Source organism: Desulfomicrobium baculatum DSM 4028, assembly GCF_000023225.1.
GTDB lineage: Bacteria > Desulfobacterota > Desulfovibrionia > Desulfovibrionales > Desulfomicrobiaceae > Desulfomicrobium > Desulfomicrobium baculatum.
The window spans coordinates 524,893-538,985 of the sequence record NC_013173.1; the positions used below are offsets into that span (position 1 = coordinate 524,893).

Sequence of the window (14,093 nt, forward strand, 5' to 3'; positions counted from 1 at the left end):
GCTATTTGATTTCCGCCAAACGTTTCTGGATGGCTTCCAGTTGCGATTGCAGGGCCTCGGCCTGATTTTTCAGCGCCTGTTGCTCCATGGCCGGGTCAACGGCTCCCTGCCGCGCGAAGCGGCCCTGCGGCGCTGCCGCAAAAAAGCGGTTTCTGCGGCCTCTGCCGCCGCCGAATCCGAATCCACCGCCGCCGAATCCTCCGCCATTCGCGTAACCCGGCGTCCCGGAACCGGAGCAATATCCGGCGCCGCGTCCTGTCATGGAGCCCATGCCCATGGGTCCCGTTCCGTTACCAGCTGGCATAATACCTCCTTCCCGCCTTTCGCGGGACCAGTTGTATGAAAATTTTCCGTCAATTCTTTTCAAGGGCCAGACGCATGTATCTGCTTAAAGCCTCGTGTAGCGTGGAGACGGCCAGAAACGCGCAGTGATGATGGTCCTCCGGGATCTGACCGGCCTTGGCCAGGACCATTTCACCCGTGATGTCGAAAAGCTCTTCGGCCGTCTTGCCTATTGCCATTTCCGCCGCCAGGGAGCCGCAGACCACGCTGGGGCCGCAGCCGTCCGTTTCAAAGGATGCCGCGCCGACCCGGTCGCCGTCGAATTTGAGCGAGATGGCCATGCTGTCGCCGCAGGTGCCCTTGAGTTCCGCCGTGCCGTCGGCGTCGGGCAGGGGGCCCATGTTGGGCGGGTTGACCCAGCGCTGGTAGGCTTCCTCGCCCCAGGCCGCGCGCGTGTCTTCATTTATCGTATTCTGCATGGCCTCAATGATGCGGTCCAGATCGTCGCCCATGAAAAACCCCTACTGTGTTTATTCAACCACTTCCGGAACATATCCATGCGGCAGGTGCGCAGTGCCCTTGACGCAGGGGATTCCCGCCGCATCGGCGGCCTGGCGGACGAGCCGGTCCACATCCGCGCAAAAGCCGGTGCCCAGAGCCCATCCGTCCTTCTCCTTGTGCGAGAACAGGCAGGTGCAGAAGTGGACGCGCTCGGCTCCCTTGCTTTTGAGTATCCGGGCCATGTCTGCCACGTTTTCTCCCGGACATCGACAGGTGAAAACGCCCGCGATTTCCGGCACCTCGCAGCCCGCGAAACCTTCCGCAGCGGAGGAGAGCGCCTTGAAACAGGAGGTCAGAGGACATTTGGTTTCATTTTTTTCGCAACGGATGATGCCTATTTTGGACATGGATACTCCATTTCATGGTTGTCGGGTGCTTTGGCGTCGGCAGGTGGTTTCCGGGCCGCGCCTCTTTGGTGCAAGCAAAGCAAATGCGGTGCCATGTGTCGGGTGGCTTGGTAAAAAAAGGTCTGACTGCCTGAAAGTATTTGGAAAATTGATTGTTGCGGGAAACTGGATGACAGCTCACCGAGGCATGACCGCAACCCAGGCAAGAACATTGAGTAGCGCAAAAGCAACTCTGCTTCGCGGTCTGAAGCAGGATGGGAGAGTGGTCAGGTCATCATGGGAGTTGTGCAAGAAAGGGGGGCACGCATCACACCAAGAAAAGCACCAAGAAAGGGGTCACACCAAGAAAGGGGTCACCAAGAAAGGGGTCACACCAAGAAAGGGTCACCCATCAAAAGGACCGAGGTCAAGAGAAAGTGCTCCAGCGGGCCAGAAAATTAGGTTTTCTCGCCTCGGACAAAACTACTTGATAATACCTCGAATTTCTTTGTTTTTGCCTTTCTCGAAATATCAGCTTTGCGATGTCAGCGTATTTCGCCGCACCAGTCACCCATCAGGATCTAGGCTGCCGGAGCAGCCCCACCGTCTTGCGACGGCCAGATAATCTTCGATCCCACGCCATGTCCAAAGTGTTTTTACAGATCTCATGGTTGTGAACCAACCCGTTGCTGGCTCATGTCGTGGTCGGCGAAACAAAGTCATCCGAAAAGCTGGAAGCGATGGCTACCAATCAGATCTGGTGGTTATTCCAACCCTAATGCTGGTTCCCCACCGCCTCCAAATTTATGCAAAACATTTCTCGTGATCAAAGTTCACGCCCTCCCGCATGATGAAATACGCGGCCCGCGCAAGTTTGTGGGCCAAGGCGCTATGTGCGACCATTCTGTTGCTTCTGGCCATCTTGCGGTCATACCATGAACGGCTTGCGTCGTCGTAACGCCTTGCGAGTTCTGCGACCTCTGAGAAAGCCCACGCCAAGTACTTGTTTCCGTTCTTGGTGTTGCCTCGCCCCTTACGCTTACCGTTGCTAATCCAAGTGGACGGCACTTTCCGGCAATATGAGCTAAAATTGCCCGCCTTGGGGAAACGATCAATTGGACCGGTTTCCAACATGATCGTCAGACCGAGAATCACGCCTACTCCTGGCATGGAAAGCAGGGCCTTGTACGTCGGACGCAGTTCGATTCTCTCCTCGGCCTGCTTCTCGATCTTCTTTATCTGCCGCCCCAGGTAGTCGATGGTGTCTTTGCTGACTTCTCCGCAAAGCGCCAGATCCTCATTGGCGACGCAAAGTGGTGCTACGTGATTTGTCTTAAGCTGTTTGATCTTGTTCACCGAAATCGAATGCCCGTTGTTTCTGGAGACAATACCTTTCAAACTGGTGATCAATGAAGTTCTTAAACGTACCAAGTGGCCGCGTTTACGCAATAAATCTCGGATCGGGCGTTCCGCTTTGGGATAGATGTACCCTTCAGGCAGGACGCCGAGGCGAAGCATCTCGGCCAGCCAAGCCGCATCACTGGCGTCGTCGCTGTGCTTGAGCCCAGAATACTTCTGGATGGCCGCCGGATTGGCCAAATGCACCCGATACCCTTCGTCCATCAAAGCATCGACGATCCAATACCAGTTAAAAGTCGACTCGATAGCAATTCCTTGGACCTGCTCTCGATAGGCAGCAAGCGGATGCAAAATTGCCTGGACATCGTTAGCAAGTTTTCGTTTTTCAATGATCTTTCCTGCACTATCGACCACAGACAAGAAATTTGAATTTGAATGCAAATCGATTCCTGCGTATATAGCCATTGGACACCTCCGATACGAGTGTTTGCCAACTCCTATATAGCAGAGGAATCGGTCACCTGCTATTTTCGGAGGTGTCCTTTTGTATGGTTATCAGATCTTGAATCTTGAATTACCCAATTTTCTTGATGATTTTACTCACCGTTGAATAGTGCAGTCCTGTGGTAGCTGCTATTTGCGCCTGGCTATATCCATACTCCTGGCAAGCCTTGAAGATGGCTGCGTCACTCTGAGTCCGGTCTTCCATGCCATGTAGATTTTCGAAACTCCTGTCAGAAATTGGCGTTGCAAATAGGCGCGTAATTCATATACTGCGCATGTTTGCGCGACGGTTTCAGCACCGCCGTTCAACAAACAACGCGAGACGTGGAGGTGTAAGCGTGAATTATGCGGGATCGTGCCTGTGCGGCAAGGTCGCCTTCAAGGTCGAGGGCGAATTCGAGAGTTTCTATTTGTGCCATTGCGAACGGTGCCGCAAGGATACCGGATCGGCACACGCGGCTAACCTGTTTTCGTCCACGGCGACCCTACGCTGGTTATCGGGCGAGAACTTGGTCAAAACATTTAATTATAACAATACCGGACATATAAAGAGTTTCTGTGCCGAATGCGGCTCCGCTCTGCCGAACATCCAAATGGACGGGGCGCTGCTGGTTCTTCCAGCGGGCAGTCTGGACTGCGACGCGCCAATTCCGCCCACAGCGCATATCTTCGCTTCACGTAAAGCCAATTGGGACAAGGGGCTGGAAATGCTTCCCACCTTTGTGGAACTGCCCGAGCTTTGAAAAGGGTCTTGAATCTTGAATTACCCAAGTTTCTTGATGATTTTACTCACCGTTGAATAGTGCAGCCCCGTGGCGGCGGCAATTTGGGCCTGGGTATATCCATACTCCTGGCAAGCCTTGAAGATGCCCGCGTCACGCTGAGTCCGGTCTTCTATGCCATGTAGAATATCTTCCAGGGCAGGCCGGTCGGCAAAGCGTTGCACACGAGGAATTTCCTTCAAGGCGCTTTTGTCCTTGAGCAAGGGAAAGAGCTTCTCCAGAAACGTGTCGTCTCCGAGCAGGCACTGTCCTTTGAGGTCATTCCAGGGCGATTCCGCATCAAGGCCTGCCTTGACAAAGAGACGGTACTCTTTCCGGGCCTGGACGCGATCAGCACCGAACTGCTCCAGAATCCAGTCCACAGCCAGAAAATCCCTTGGTTTCCTGAGTCACTGATGAGTCAAAGCGAGACCCCTTTTCCCAAAGTCTGGTGGAATGATGAATTGGGCATCAACTTCGACGTACTTTGCGTTGGTGGGACTGCATAACTTTCCGACCACTCATTTTTGTGCATGCAGCATCGACGAGCCTTACGAACTCCCTTGCATCAGTGAAGTAGTTTCGGAATGCCAAACGGACCTCCTCGCTCGTATCAGCACGAACCAATACGATATCCCTGTCAGGCATATTCTTTTCAAGTTCGAATAGAGCTCGAAGTGCGTCAGTTGCATCCCGAAAATTGCGAACTTCTAGTTCACCTTCTTTCGAGAAGATGAGAATTGAATTTCGTTTGTCAGAGACATCGCCCTTCGCGCTATTGAGCCCTCTGAGTGTCTGCATGAGGTGAAGTTCGCTATCGAGTGACAAGAATTCATCCAGAACTTCTTGATCTGATGCACTTGGAAACGGGCCGGTTTGTTGTTCGTGAGCACGGGCAAGCAACTCGCTGGCTAGAGCCATTGCCCGCTCGTAGCGAGTGTCACCACGTTGGAATTTAGGCTGACTCTGAGTGATGAATCCTATAACCTCAACGGCAGTGGCCCAAGCGTGTTGAACCAACGTGCGGTACTGAATCTCGATGTAGAGACCAGCAAGAGCCTTCCCCGCGTCGGAGTTGACGTCGTATTCATATACGTCATGAATACCACGATATCCAGTTTTTTTCGGTTGCTTTAGGTAATCGTACTTATCTGGCACGTTGCGAAGCTTGTGGTTGAATCGAGCTTTGTGAAACTTTGACCGGAATGCATGAAGGTCTTTGATTGAGCGAAAGATCAGTCGACACCCGGCAACATCATCCATTCTCGCTAGTTTCATGCCTGGTAACCGAGATAACTTATCGAAAATCGTGGTCTTCCGCTTATGTCTTTGCGCGACCGATACTTTTGTTCCCCGTGTTCGATTCCGAAGAATCGCTTGAAATGTATTCAGAACTCCGCGATGGGCTGCTCGCCACTCCTCAATTACATGCAAATCATCGTCGGTTGCGGTGCCTTGTCGAATGCGCTCGCCGGCACGGGTAACCATTGATTTCGATCCGCCAGGAAATTTGGGTTCAGTCACTGTCGTCTCCAAAAGGTGCCTAAAAAGGGCAAAAAGAATCAAGTCTCGCTTTGGCTTTTCTTCGCGCCGCTTGCGCCAGTGTCCGTCCTTTTATTCAAATTCGCAATTTCCAGCGGCAGGCACATGGAAGAGTAGTCAGCTTAAAACTCACCTTGCTCCGATCCCGCGATTTCTTTTCGCAATTCCGCTACAAGAAAAGTTGCGGCAACGGCAAGTCCTTCTTTTGTCATACGTATTTGAGTGTATGGTAGTCCTAGATTGCGTAGGCATGGCCTGCCTAAAAACTTCGAGCGTTTTGTTTGCGTGACGTGCAGCGGAAGTGTGGGGGGGTGGTCAGGGCGTGGCTGTGCGGGATACGAGCAGGGCTTTGGCGCAGCCGCTGGCCATGATGGTGGCGCAGCCTGCCAGTTGCAGGACGGACAGGTTTTCACCGAACAGGGACCAGCCGAAGAAGACCACGGCCAGGGGTTCGAAATAGGCCAGGGTGCCGAAGGTTGCGGCGGGCAGACGGCTGAGGGCCACAACGGCGAAGGTGATGGCCAGAAAGCCGGGGATCAGGCCCGTGGCCAGGAGCCAGAGCCCGTTCACGGCGGTGATTTCGGGCCGGGAGTGCAGGAAGAAGGGCAGCATGACCAGGGCCCCGGTCAGGAGTTGATAAAAGGCGCGGGTCATGACCGGAACGTGGGGTCGGATGCGGCGGTTCATGAGGATGAAGCCCGCGTAGCAGAGCATGGCCAGGGCTGCCAGGCCGAGGCCCGCCGCATGGTTCGAGCCGTCCGCGAAATCGAGCCTGAATTCCATCATGGCCGCGAAGCCGAGCATGGCCAAGCCGATGAGAATCCAGCCCGCGAAATTCAGCCGTTCCCCCATGAAACAATGCGCAAAGATCGAGGCTGCCACCGGGGCCAGATAGACGAGCATGATGGCGTTGGCCATGGAGGTCAGGTTCATGGCCTGCACGTAGAAGATGATGAATCCGGCCAGGAGTGCGCCGTTGATGATCACGGGCCAGGTCGGCCAGCGCCTGAGCGCTACGGCCTGACGGGTGGCCAGGAGAAAAATGGCCAGGAATCCGGCTCCGAGCAGGAGGCGGAAAAAGGTGATCGTTTCGGCGGGCAGTCCGGTGATTCTGGAGAAGACGCCGATGGTGCCCATGAACAGGGCCGAGAGGATGGCCAGGGTGATGCCGGTCGAGTCCATGGGGAAAATTCCTCCGGGGCGAAACGGGATGGGCCGGAACGCGTATCAAGCGTCCCGGCCCTTTTTCTATTCGAGGATATTGACCTTGGCCGGGCCCCTTTTGACGGGGCGGTGGTACTGGACGTCCGGCCTGCCGAAGAGCAGCGCGTAACCGATGGCGTGATCGGCCGGGATGCGCAGGGTTTCCCGAAGCTGCGGACAGACGGCCAGGGCCATCATGAACATGCCGTCCCAGAGGGTGCCGAGGCCATGGGAGCTGGCCAGGAGTTCGAAGGTGGTCAGGGCGATGTGCGCGTCCTGCACCGCACAGGGCACGCCGGGCGGCGTGCTTGTCAGCAGCATGTGCGGCGCGCCCCGGAAGATGACGTCGCGGCCGTCCGTCCGCCAGGCCTGGACGGCGAAGCCCAGGTATTGGGAGATGAGCCCTTCCGGCAGCTTTCCGGCGTCGGCCAGTGCTCCGAGGCGGTCCAGCGTTTCGCGGCGCAAGGTGTCCATAAACGCCTTGTCCCGGACCACCGTGAACACGACGCCCTGGGCGTTGACCCCGGTCGGCGCGTGGCAGGTGGTGTTGACGAGTTCGTCGATGAGGTCCTTGGGAACGTTATCATCCTTGTAGCGCCGCACGGAGCGACGCCATTTGATCAGGTCGGTCATCTGCGCCGGGGACGGCAGGTCTTTCGCCGGTTCGCTCTCTTCGGGCGTCAGTCCCAGGATGGACACGGCCCCTGTCGGGCAGACGGTGTAGCAGTGCTGACAGCGGTAGCAGCGCCCTTCATCGGTGATTTCGGGGAACTCCCGCATCTCGATGATGCCGGCCGGACAGTCGGCCGCGCATTCGCCGCACTGGATGCACTTGTCCTTGTCTATGTGAAAGTCGATCATATTTGTCTCTCTTACTCGCTCACGGTTTCAAGAGCCGGAAAGCTGTCCAGATGCGGTTTGATCGCCGCCCCCAGCCAGGCGATGGTCTGCCCCAGATTCTTCATGTTGCCAAGCCCTTCGGCATCGCCCTCGACCTCGCCCTTGTCCCGGCCGTAGCCCATGTTCCAGTACACGGAACCGGGGATGAGCATCTGGTTCATGAGGAACATGTGGTTGATGCTGTCATAGACGTGGGTCGCTCCGCCGCGCCGCACGGCCACCACGGCCGCCCCGATCTTGCCCTTGAAGGCGCGGTCGTTGGCCAGGGCCACGAGGCCCGCGCGGTCCATCAGGGCTTTGAGTTCAGCGGAGACATCGGCGAAGTAGGTCGGCGAGCCGAATATGAGGGCGTCGGCGCGCAGGAGTTTTTCCATGATCTCGTTGAAGACGTCTTTTTTCATGGAGCATTGTCCGTCCTTGCGCACGAAGCATTTGTAGCAGGCCTGACAGCCCCGGATGTTCTGTCCGCCGACCTGCACCAGTTCCGTTTCCCAGCCCGCCTTTTTCAGGGGTTCGAGGGCGTGGTTCAAGAGGATTTCCGTGTTGCCGCCCTTGCGCGGGCTGCCGTTGACTGCGACTACGTACATATTTTTCTCTCCTTTGTTGGGATTGACTGCGTGTTGCAGGTCCGGATAGAGCACATGTCTGCGATTTTGAAAAGTACTGTCTATAATGTACGGTACACACATGGAGTATAGTAATGGACGAAAATCAGCCTCGGCCCTGCAAAATCAAGGAAATCTCCGGCAAACGCTACCGCTGCTATTTCGAGCTGACCCTGGCGGTCATCGGCGGAAAGTGGAAGCCCATCATCCTTTACCACCTGTCCCTGGCCGAAGCCGTGCGTTTCGGGGAACTCCGGCGCGGCATGCACGATGTGACCGAGCGCATGCTGACTCGGCAACTGCGTGAGCTGGAGGCCGACGGGCTGATACACCGCGAAGTGTACCGCGAAGTGCCGCCCCGCGTCGAGTACTCCCTGACGGAAATGGGCCGAAGCCTCATTCCGCTGCTCCTGCAGATGCGGGCCTGGGGCGTGGACTATGAGAAGTTTCTGGGTGCGGACGTGATTTTTGCGGGTGAAGGGTACGAGAGGCCGGAAATGACGGCGGGGGAGTGCGCGCAGGGTATTCGCACGGGCAGTGATTGAGGGACGGAGCACTCAAGGCAAGTTGGTGTCGTGCTACGTCATTTGATGAGTCTGTCGAGCAGGATGTCTTCGACACTACGCCTCGAATCGATGACGGACAAAACAAAAACCGTTGTGTCCGTGACCCTGTAGACGATTCTCCACGGGGCGACGATGAGCTCGCGGTACGTCTGTATGCCCTGTTCTTTCAATTCCGGAACGATCCTGCCTTGATCCGGCATGGCGTGGAGTTCCGCTGTCCGCTGTCTGATCTTGTGAAGAATGTGCTGCGCATCGTCTGGGCTGTCCTGGGCGATATGGTCGATGATCTGCTTGAGATCGTTGCGGGCCACGGCGGCCCAGACGACGTGATGCGTCCTGCTCATTTCATGGCTGCCTTCAAGTCGTCTTCAAGCGTGTCGAAAACATCGTCGTGCCCCACCACGCGTCCTTCCCTGACATCGGTTTCACCGGCTGAGATGAGTTTCAGCAGGCCGATGGCGTTGCGCATGTTTTCGTAACTCTTCGGGTCCTGCAATACGGCTCGCGGTTCGCCATTTTGGGTTATGATCACGGGCCGATGCGTCTCATTGATTTGATTGAGCAGCTCGGCCGCCCGAGACTTCAGATAGGTCACGGGCTTGATGTCGCTGGTGATGTTCATGCTGGATTCCTCCGGTCTGTAAAGAGTGCCATATTCGGACCGGAAGTCAAGGCGTGGCGCCTTCGTATTTCAGATGCGCCAGGAGTTTTGGTCCCTCGCTAGCGCGGAACCATGAGGAAGGTCACGGCCACGCCCGCCGGGATGAGCAGCAGGCCGGGCACGAGGATGCGCGGCAGGAGCTTGCCCGGATCCTGGTGGAAGTAGTTGCAGGTCATCAGGTAGCAGATGTGCATGGGCGAGGACATGATGCCCGCGTATCCGGAGTACATTCCGAGGCTCAGGATCACCGGGATGAGATGGGGCTGGCCTGAGGAATGGGCCAGTCCGAAGAGCAGCGGGAAGGTCGCGCCCACAAAGGCGATGGTCAGACCGGCCACAAAGCCCACCAGAAAGGGCAGGACGATGGCCATGACGTAGATCGCGCTGCCTCCGCCGAGGGTCTGCGCCAGGACATCGACGACGTGGCCCTGGTCCAGGATTTCCTTGAAGATGAAGATCGCGCCGACCACGGCCAGAAGAGCCAGGGTGTTGTCCTTGCCCGCCTCCCGCAGCACCGCCGTCCATTTGGCTTGGGCCATGAACAGGCTGACCCCGGAGGCCAGGATCAGAGCCGCGATGACCCCGTATTCCATGGGCCTGCCCGGCCAGAGCACGGCGCAGAGCCATTCGCCGCCGATGGACCCGGCGATGGCCGTGAAAAGCGGCAGTCCGCCGAGCCAGTCCTGAGCGCAACGGGACTTGGCCGCGATGGCGGGCAACCGGGGCGCGTTTTTCAGAGCCGGGCGCAGGATCAGAAGCCAGCCCAGGGCGATGGCCACCAGCGGCCCCGCCCACAACAGTGCGACGATTCCGGTCACCGGGATGTGCGCCAGGGATGAGGCCAGGATCAGGCCCGGATACAGGGGCCAGGCCAGCTCCCAGATGTGCCGGAACCAGTAGTTGATGAGGGCCTGGTCCCTTTGGGGAATGGCCAGCTCCGAGGCCGCCTTTTCGACCATGGGCGCGGAGAAGATGGCCCCGCCGGGCATGGGCAAGAGGCCGATCAGCGCCGGAAAAAAGACCAGCAGCAGCGAGCGGGAGCGAATTTGGGCGCGAATGGCGCGCATGAACCGCTCCGACTGGCCGGAAGCCGAATACAGGGCGCTGAAGGCCAGGATGACGGCGATGATGGCGCAGAGCACAAAGGTCTCTTCGGTCAGGAGCGCATCGGGAATGGCACCCAGCCAGGCCAGGGGCGAAAGACCGAAGAGCAGCGCCAGCACGAGGCTGCCCGTCAGGATGGACAGGCCCAGCCCCAGCTTGAGGCGGATGCCCGTCAGCATGACGGCGAAAACAAGGATGATGGAAAAAATCGCGGTCATTAGGTTCTCGCCGCCTGTTGAATGATCACAAATTCAAAGGCCGTTCAAAAATGGTGAGATGCAAGGAAGCGAAAAAAAACAGGCCGCGCAGTCATGCGCATACATCAGCGGTCTGTTTTTTTTCGCTGACGTAGCAGGTCGCCGTTTTTGAGGCGGCCTTTCAGCCGCAGCACTTCTTGAATTTCTTGCCGCTTCCGCACGGGCAGGGGTCGTTGCGGCCGACCTTGGGGCTCTCATGGCGGACCGTCTCGGTCTCGTATTCGCCTTCGAGGTAGTACCAGCGGCCATCGCGGCGCACAAAGCGGCTGCGCTCGGTCAGGCTCTGCGTGCCACCTTTGTGCCGAAAGCTCACCCGGAAAAGGACCATGCCCGTGTCCCCGTCCGTGGCGGTCTCCAGGATTTCCAGATTCAGCCAATCCGTGTCCTTGTTCCAGCGACGTACGTCCTCGGCCTTGAACTCCGCGCGGTTTTCTTCGACCAGGGAGTTCTGGAGATAGTCCATCTCGTCGCGGCAAAAAGCGGTGTAGCGCGAGCGCATCAAGGCTTCGGGGCTGGGCGCGGGGATTTCTCCGGCGATAATGGGGGCGCAGCATTCTTCGAATTCGCGTCCAGAACGGCAGGGGCAGTCCATGGTTGGTCTCCTAGTGTGTGCAGCCTTCGTGATTGCAGAGAATGTTCTGGTCCTTGATTTCGCCGTTGGTCCAGCGGGTCAGCACGTCGCGGATTTCGCCTTCGCAGCCGCGAATGACCGTGATGCCATGCTCGGCCATTTTATTGATGGCGCCCTGGCCGATATTGCCGGCGAGCATGATGGATACGCCCTTGGCCTGCATGGTCACGCCCACGGTGGATTTGCAGCCGCAACCCGAGGGCGGGAAAAAGGTTTCCTCTTCAATGACTTCATTTGCGTCGTTCAAGGCGAAAATGGTGAAGGTACGGGCATGGCCGAAATGTTCGTCCACGCGGGTTCCAACAGTGGGGATGGCGACTTTCATGGGAAAACTCCTTGTTTTTCGAGTCCAAATGCCCCTATGATCGTTTCACGGCCGCGTCAATCAAGGACGCGGTCCACCTTTATTTCCGGAGGAAAATCATGAGCACGGGCAAACCGAAACACTATCAGAAATTGCAGGAAATGTATCCGGAACTCATCGCCGCCGCCGAGGCTCTGGGCAAGGCCGCGCAGGAAGCCGGACCCTTGAGCGAAAAGGAGATGCACCTTGTGCAGCTCGGCGCTTCCGCCGCCTTGCGTTCCGAAGGCGCGGTACGCAGCCATGCCCGGCGGGCGCTTCAGGCCGGGGCCACGGCGGAGGAAATCAGGCACGCCGTCATTCTCTTGACCAGCACCATCGGATTTCCTACGGTCGCGGCGGCTCTGGACTGGCTTGAAAAGGTTCTGGACTAACGATCTTCATTCACAATGCGGTTTGATGGAACGGCCTGCAAGGGCCGTTCTTTTATGGAGGGTGTATGCAGAAACTCGATTTCATCGCCACGGACAAGGCCCCGGCCGCCGTGGGCCCCTATTCCCAGGCCGTGCGTGCCGGGGGCTTTGTGTATGTCAGCGGTCAGCTTGGAATGGTTCCCGCCACCGGCCAGTTCGCGGGTGCGGATTTCGAGGCCCAGGCGCGGCAGGCCCTGTCCAACATGGGCGCCATCCTGGCCGAGGCCGGATGTTCCACGACGGATATCGTCAGCGTGGACGTGTTCGTGACCGATCTGGCCAATTTCAAGCTGTTTAACGGCATTTATGACGAATTCATGGCCGGACACCGGCCGGCCCGCGCCGCGGTGCAGGTTTCGGCCCTGCCTTTGGGCGGGATCGTTGAAATCAAATGCGTGGCCCTGGCCCGCTCATAAGGAAAATTCATGGTCAACAAGCGAATCCGTCGTTTCGGTGTTTTTCCCTCGGCCAACGAGGATGCCCAGGCCGCCAAGCGGCATGTGGATACTCCCCAGTGCCAGTCGGAATCCTATCGCCTGGCTTTTCAGGACCAGGATTTTTTGCTGCGCGAGGAGCTTCGGCCCGTGCGTTTGCAGCTTGAGCTGTTGAAGCCCGAGCTGGCCCTGCAGGAACAGCAGATCGAATCAACCATCGTCATCTACGGCAGTGCCCGGACCATGGATGCGGAGACGGCCGCCGTCCGTCTGGAAAAGGTGCTGGAGGGGCTCAAGAAAAATCCCGATGATTACCTGCTGCAGCAGGAACTGACCAAGGCCCGCACGGCCGTGGCTAACAGCCGCTACTACGAAGAGGCGCGCAAGCTCGGGCGGCTCATTTCCGAGAATGTGGATACGTGCAAGCATGTGGTCATCACCGGCGGCGGCTTCGGGATCATGGGCGCGGCCAATCGTGGCGCGCATGACGTGGGGGCCAAGAGCATCGGCATGAACATCGTGCTCCCCTTCGAGCAGGAGCCCAACCCCTACATCACCCCGGAGCTGAGCTTCCAGTTCCACTACTTCGCCATCCGCAAGATGCATCTCTTGATGCGGGCCAAGGCTCTGGTGGCCTTCCCCGGCGGCTTCGGGACCATGGACGAGCTCTTCGAGGCCCTGACCCTGATCCAGACCCGCAAGGTCAAACCCATCCCGGTGCTGCTCTTTGGCCGCAGGTTCTGGCACAAGGTCGTGAATTTCGAGGCCCTGGTCGAGGAAGGGACCATCAACGCCGAAGATCTGAACCTCTTTCAGTATGTGAGCACGGCCGAGGAGGCCTGGGATATCATCAAGGTCAGCAACGGCCGGACCACGCCGGGCAAACCTTGAAGGGGAGTGGTGAGTAGTGATTGGTGAATAGTGAATGGTGATGAGTGGAGGCGATTGGATGGCTGCGAGCTCTCTTTGATTTTGCCATTCACCACTCACCGTTCACCATTCACTCTTTCCCCGCGATAACAGCGGCATGCACGTCGGCGATGATCCGTCCCGACAGCGTGCGCATGACCCGGCTCATGGCTTCGACCACTGAGCCGGGATTTTTTTTGGCGGCGGGCTCGGAACCGCGGTAGGTGCGTTGGAAGAGCACCTGCTCCGGTATGGCGCGGGCGCGCAGGTCGATCAGGGTGATGGTCAGGCTGGCGGTGGCCAGCCAGCGGTCCTCGCCGTCCACCTCCATCCACTCCTCGACCATGCCCTCCAGCTGATGCGTGGCGGACAGCGATGATCCGGGCTGGTTCACGGCCAGAAAGAGGCCGCTTTGCTGCAGGTCGCGGCGCAGATAATCGGCCACCAGGGCCTGCGGTGCAGAGCGCCATTGGTGATAGGCGTATTCCTGCCGGCCAAAAGACAGATCCCGGTAGACGATCTTGCCGGTGTTGAACTCCGGGGCCACGCCGAAACGGTTCAGCGCGATGACGGCCTTGGCTTGCTGCCCGGTCGGCGTCGGGCTTTCGTATTCAAGGGTGTAATAGCGCACGTCCGGTGCCGTGGTCCGGGCCGCGCCGCATCCGGCCAGGGTCAGGATCAGAATGAACGGAACAAGATAACGGATGGGCATGG

General features: G+C 57.9%; 21 protein-coding genes. 5 read left to right on the top strand and 16 right to left on the bottom strand.

Going from position 1 to position 14,093, the window contains the following annotated elements:
• Nucleotide 1: 1 nt before the first annotated feature.
• The 5 genes from DBAC_RS02310 to DBAC_RS20010 all read right to left on the bottom strand — a co-directional run bounded on the left by DBAC_RS02310 (nucleotide 2) and on the right by DBAC_RS20010 (nucleotide 3,237).
• Nucleotides 2-304 carry a DUF5320 domain-containing protein gene (locus tag DBAC_RS02310; protein ID WP_012805656.1) on the bottom strand — a complete coding sequence of 101 codons (303 nt, stop codon included), beginning with the start codon at nucleotides 302-304 and terminating at the stop codon, nucleotides 2-4.
• Between the two features lie 49 nt (nucleotides 305-353).
• Nucleotides 354-794: an iron-sulfur cluster assembly scaffold protein gene (locus DBAC_RS02315; RefSeq protein WP_012805657.1), complete on the bottom strand. Its 441-nt coding sequence runs from the start codon at nucleotides 792-794 to the stop codon at nucleotides 354-356.
• 18 nt (nucleotides 795-812) lie between these two features.
• Nucleotides 813-1,190, bottom strand: a complete 378-nt coding sequence (locus DBAC_RS02320) for a CGGC domain-containing protein (RefSeq protein WP_012805658.1) — start codon at nucleotides 1,188-1,190, stop codon at nucleotides 813-815.
• A gap of 783 nt (nucleotides 1,191-1,973) precedes the next feature.
• Nucleotides 1,974-2,993, bottom strand: a complete 1,020-nt coding sequence (locus DBAC_RS02325) for an IS110 family RNA-guided transposase (protein ID WP_012805434.1) — start codon at nucleotides 2,991-2,993, stop codon at nucleotides 1,974-1,976.
• A 109-nt stretch (nucleotides 2,994-3,102) separates the two neighbouring features.
• Entirely contained in the window at nucleotides 3,103-3,237 is a 135-nt protein-coding gene (locus DBAC_RS20010; RefSeq protein WP_081434337.1) for a helix-turn-helix domain-containing protein, read from the bottom strand.
• Nucleotides 3,238-3,370: 133 nt separating this feature from the next.
• Here DBAC_RS20010 and DBAC_RS02330 point away from each other — a divergent pair, with 133 nt between their 5' ends.
• A complete protein-coding gene (locus DBAC_RS02330; protein WP_012805659.1) occupies nucleotides 3,371-3,775 on the top strand; it encodes a GFA family protein in 405 nt (134 codons plus the stop codon).
• A 20-nt stretch (nucleotides 3,776-3,795) separates the two neighbouring features.
• On the opposite strand, the gene DBAC_RS02335 is transcribed toward DBAC_RS02330, so the two are convergent.
• The 5 genes from DBAC_RS02335 to DBAC_RS02355 form a co-directional block, all read right to left on the bottom strand.
• Nucleotides 3,796-4,176, bottom strand: a complete 381-nt coding sequence (locus tag DBAC_RS02335; RefSeq protein ID WP_050762023.1) for a helix-turn-helix domain-containing protein — start codon at nucleotides 4,174-4,176, stop codon at nucleotides 3,796-3,798.
• 88 nt (nucleotides 4,177-4,264) lie between these two features.
• Nucleotides 4,265-5,317, bottom strand: coding sequence for a RelA/SpoT domain-containing protein (locus DBAC_RS02340; RefSeq protein ID WP_012805660.1), 1,053 nt, complete (start codon nucleotides 5,315-5,317; stop codon nucleotides 4,265-4,267).
• A gap of 333 nt (nucleotides 5,318-5,650) precedes the next feature.
• Nucleotides 5,651-6,517 carry a DMT family transporter gene (locus tag DBAC_RS02345; protein WP_012805661.1) on the bottom strand — a complete coding sequence of 289 codons (867 nt, stop codon included), beginning with the start codon at nucleotides 6,515-6,517 and terminating at the stop codon, nucleotides 5,651-5,653.
• Between the two features lie 66 nt (nucleotides 6,518-6,583).
• A complete protein-coding gene (locus tag DBAC_RS02350) occupies nucleotides 6,584-7,399 on the bottom strand; it encodes a nitroreductase family protein (RefSeq protein ID WP_012805662.1) in 816 nt (271 codons plus the stop codon).
• An 11-nt stretch (nucleotides 7,400-7,410) separates the two neighbouring features.
• Nucleotides 7,411-8,025: a flavodoxin family protein gene (locus tag DBAC_RS02355; RefSeq protein WP_012805663.1), complete on the bottom strand. Its 615-nt coding sequence runs from the start codon at nucleotides 8,023-8,025 to the stop codon at nucleotides 7,411-7,413.
• A gap of 113 nt (nucleotides 8,026-8,138) precedes the next feature.
• Here DBAC_RS02355 and DBAC_RS02360 point away from each other — a divergent pair, with 113 nt between their 5' ends.
• Complete coding sequence (locus DBAC_RS02360; RefSeq protein ID WP_012805664.1) at nucleotides 8,139-8,588, top strand: winged helix-turn-helix transcriptional regulator; 450 nt, start codon at nucleotides 8,139-8,141, stop codon at nucleotides 8,586-8,588.
• Nucleotides 8,589-8,626: 38 nt separating this feature from the next.
• Here DBAC_RS02360 and DBAC_RS02365 read toward each other — a convergent pair whose 3' ends face one another.
• The 5 genes from DBAC_RS02365 to DBAC_RS02385 form a co-directional block, all read right to left on the bottom strand.
• A complete protein-coding gene (locus DBAC_RS02365) occupies nucleotides 8,627-8,953 on the bottom strand; it encodes a type II toxin-antitoxin system RelE/ParE family toxin (RefSeq protein WP_012805665.1) in 327 nt (108 codons plus the stop codon).
• Complete coding sequence (locus tag DBAC_RS02370) at nucleotides 8,950-9,231, bottom strand: type II toxin-antitoxin system Phd/YefM family antitoxin (protein ID WP_012805666.1); 282 nt, start codon at nucleotides 9,229-9,231, stop codon at nucleotides 8,950-8,952. The genes DBAC_RS02365 and DBAC_RS02370 overlap by 4 nt, the downstream gene beginning before the upstream one ends.
• Before the next feature lie 98 nt (nucleotides 9,232-9,329).
• Nucleotides 9,330-10,592 carry a DUF401 family protein gene (locus DBAC_RS02375; protein ID WP_012805667.1) on the bottom strand — a complete coding sequence of 421 codons (1,263 nt, stop codon included), beginning with the start codon at nucleotides 10,590-10,592 and terminating at the stop codon, nucleotides 9,330-9,332.
• 160 nt (nucleotides 10,593-10,752) lie between these two features.
• A complete protein-coding gene (locus DBAC_RS02380; RefSeq protein WP_012805668.1) occupies nucleotides 10,753-11,223 on the bottom strand; it encodes a YchJ family protein in 471 nt (156 codons plus the stop codon).
• Nucleotides 11,224-11,233: 10 nt separating this feature from the next.
• A complete protein-coding gene (locus tag DBAC_RS02385; RefSeq protein WP_012805669.1) occupies nucleotides 11,234-11,587 on the bottom strand; it encodes a NifB/NifX family molybdenum-iron cluster-binding protein in 354 nt (117 codons plus the stop codon).
• Nucleotides 11,588-11,685: 98 nt separating this feature from the next.
• On the opposite strand from DBAC_RS02385, the gene DBAC_RS02390 reads away from it, so the two are divergent.
• The 3 genes from DBAC_RS02390 to DBAC_RS02400 all read left to right on the top strand — a co-directional run bounded on the left by DBAC_RS02390 (nucleotide 11,686) and on the right by DBAC_RS02400 (nucleotide 13,361).
• Entirely contained in the window at nucleotides 11,686-11,997 is a 312-nt protein-coding gene (locus DBAC_RS02390) for a carboxymuconolactone decarboxylase family protein (protein WP_012805670.1), read from the top strand.
• A gap of 65 nt (nucleotides 11,998-12,062) precedes the next feature.
• Entirely contained in the window at nucleotides 12,063-12,452 is a 390-nt protein-coding gene (locus tag DBAC_RS02395; protein WP_012805671.1) for a Rid family detoxifying hydrolase, read from the top strand.
• Nucleotides 12,453-12,461: 9 nt separating this feature from the next.
• On the top strand, nucleotides 12,462-13,361 hold the full coding sequence (locus DBAC_RS02400) for an LOG family protein (protein WP_012805672.1): 900 nt from the start codon (nucleotides 12,462-12,464) through the stop codon (nucleotides 13,359-13,361).
• Between the two features lie 109 nt (nucleotides 13,362-13,470).
• On the opposite strand, the gene DBAC_RS17550 is transcribed toward DBAC_RS02400, so the two are convergent.
• Nucleotides 13,471-14,091: an ABC-type transport auxiliary lipoprotein family protein gene (locus DBAC_RS17550; protein WP_012805673.1), complete on the bottom strand. Its 621-nt coding sequence runs from the start codon at nucleotides 14,089-14,091 to the stop codon at nucleotides 13,471-13,473.
• Nucleotides 14,092-14,093 lie beyond the last annotated feature (2 nt).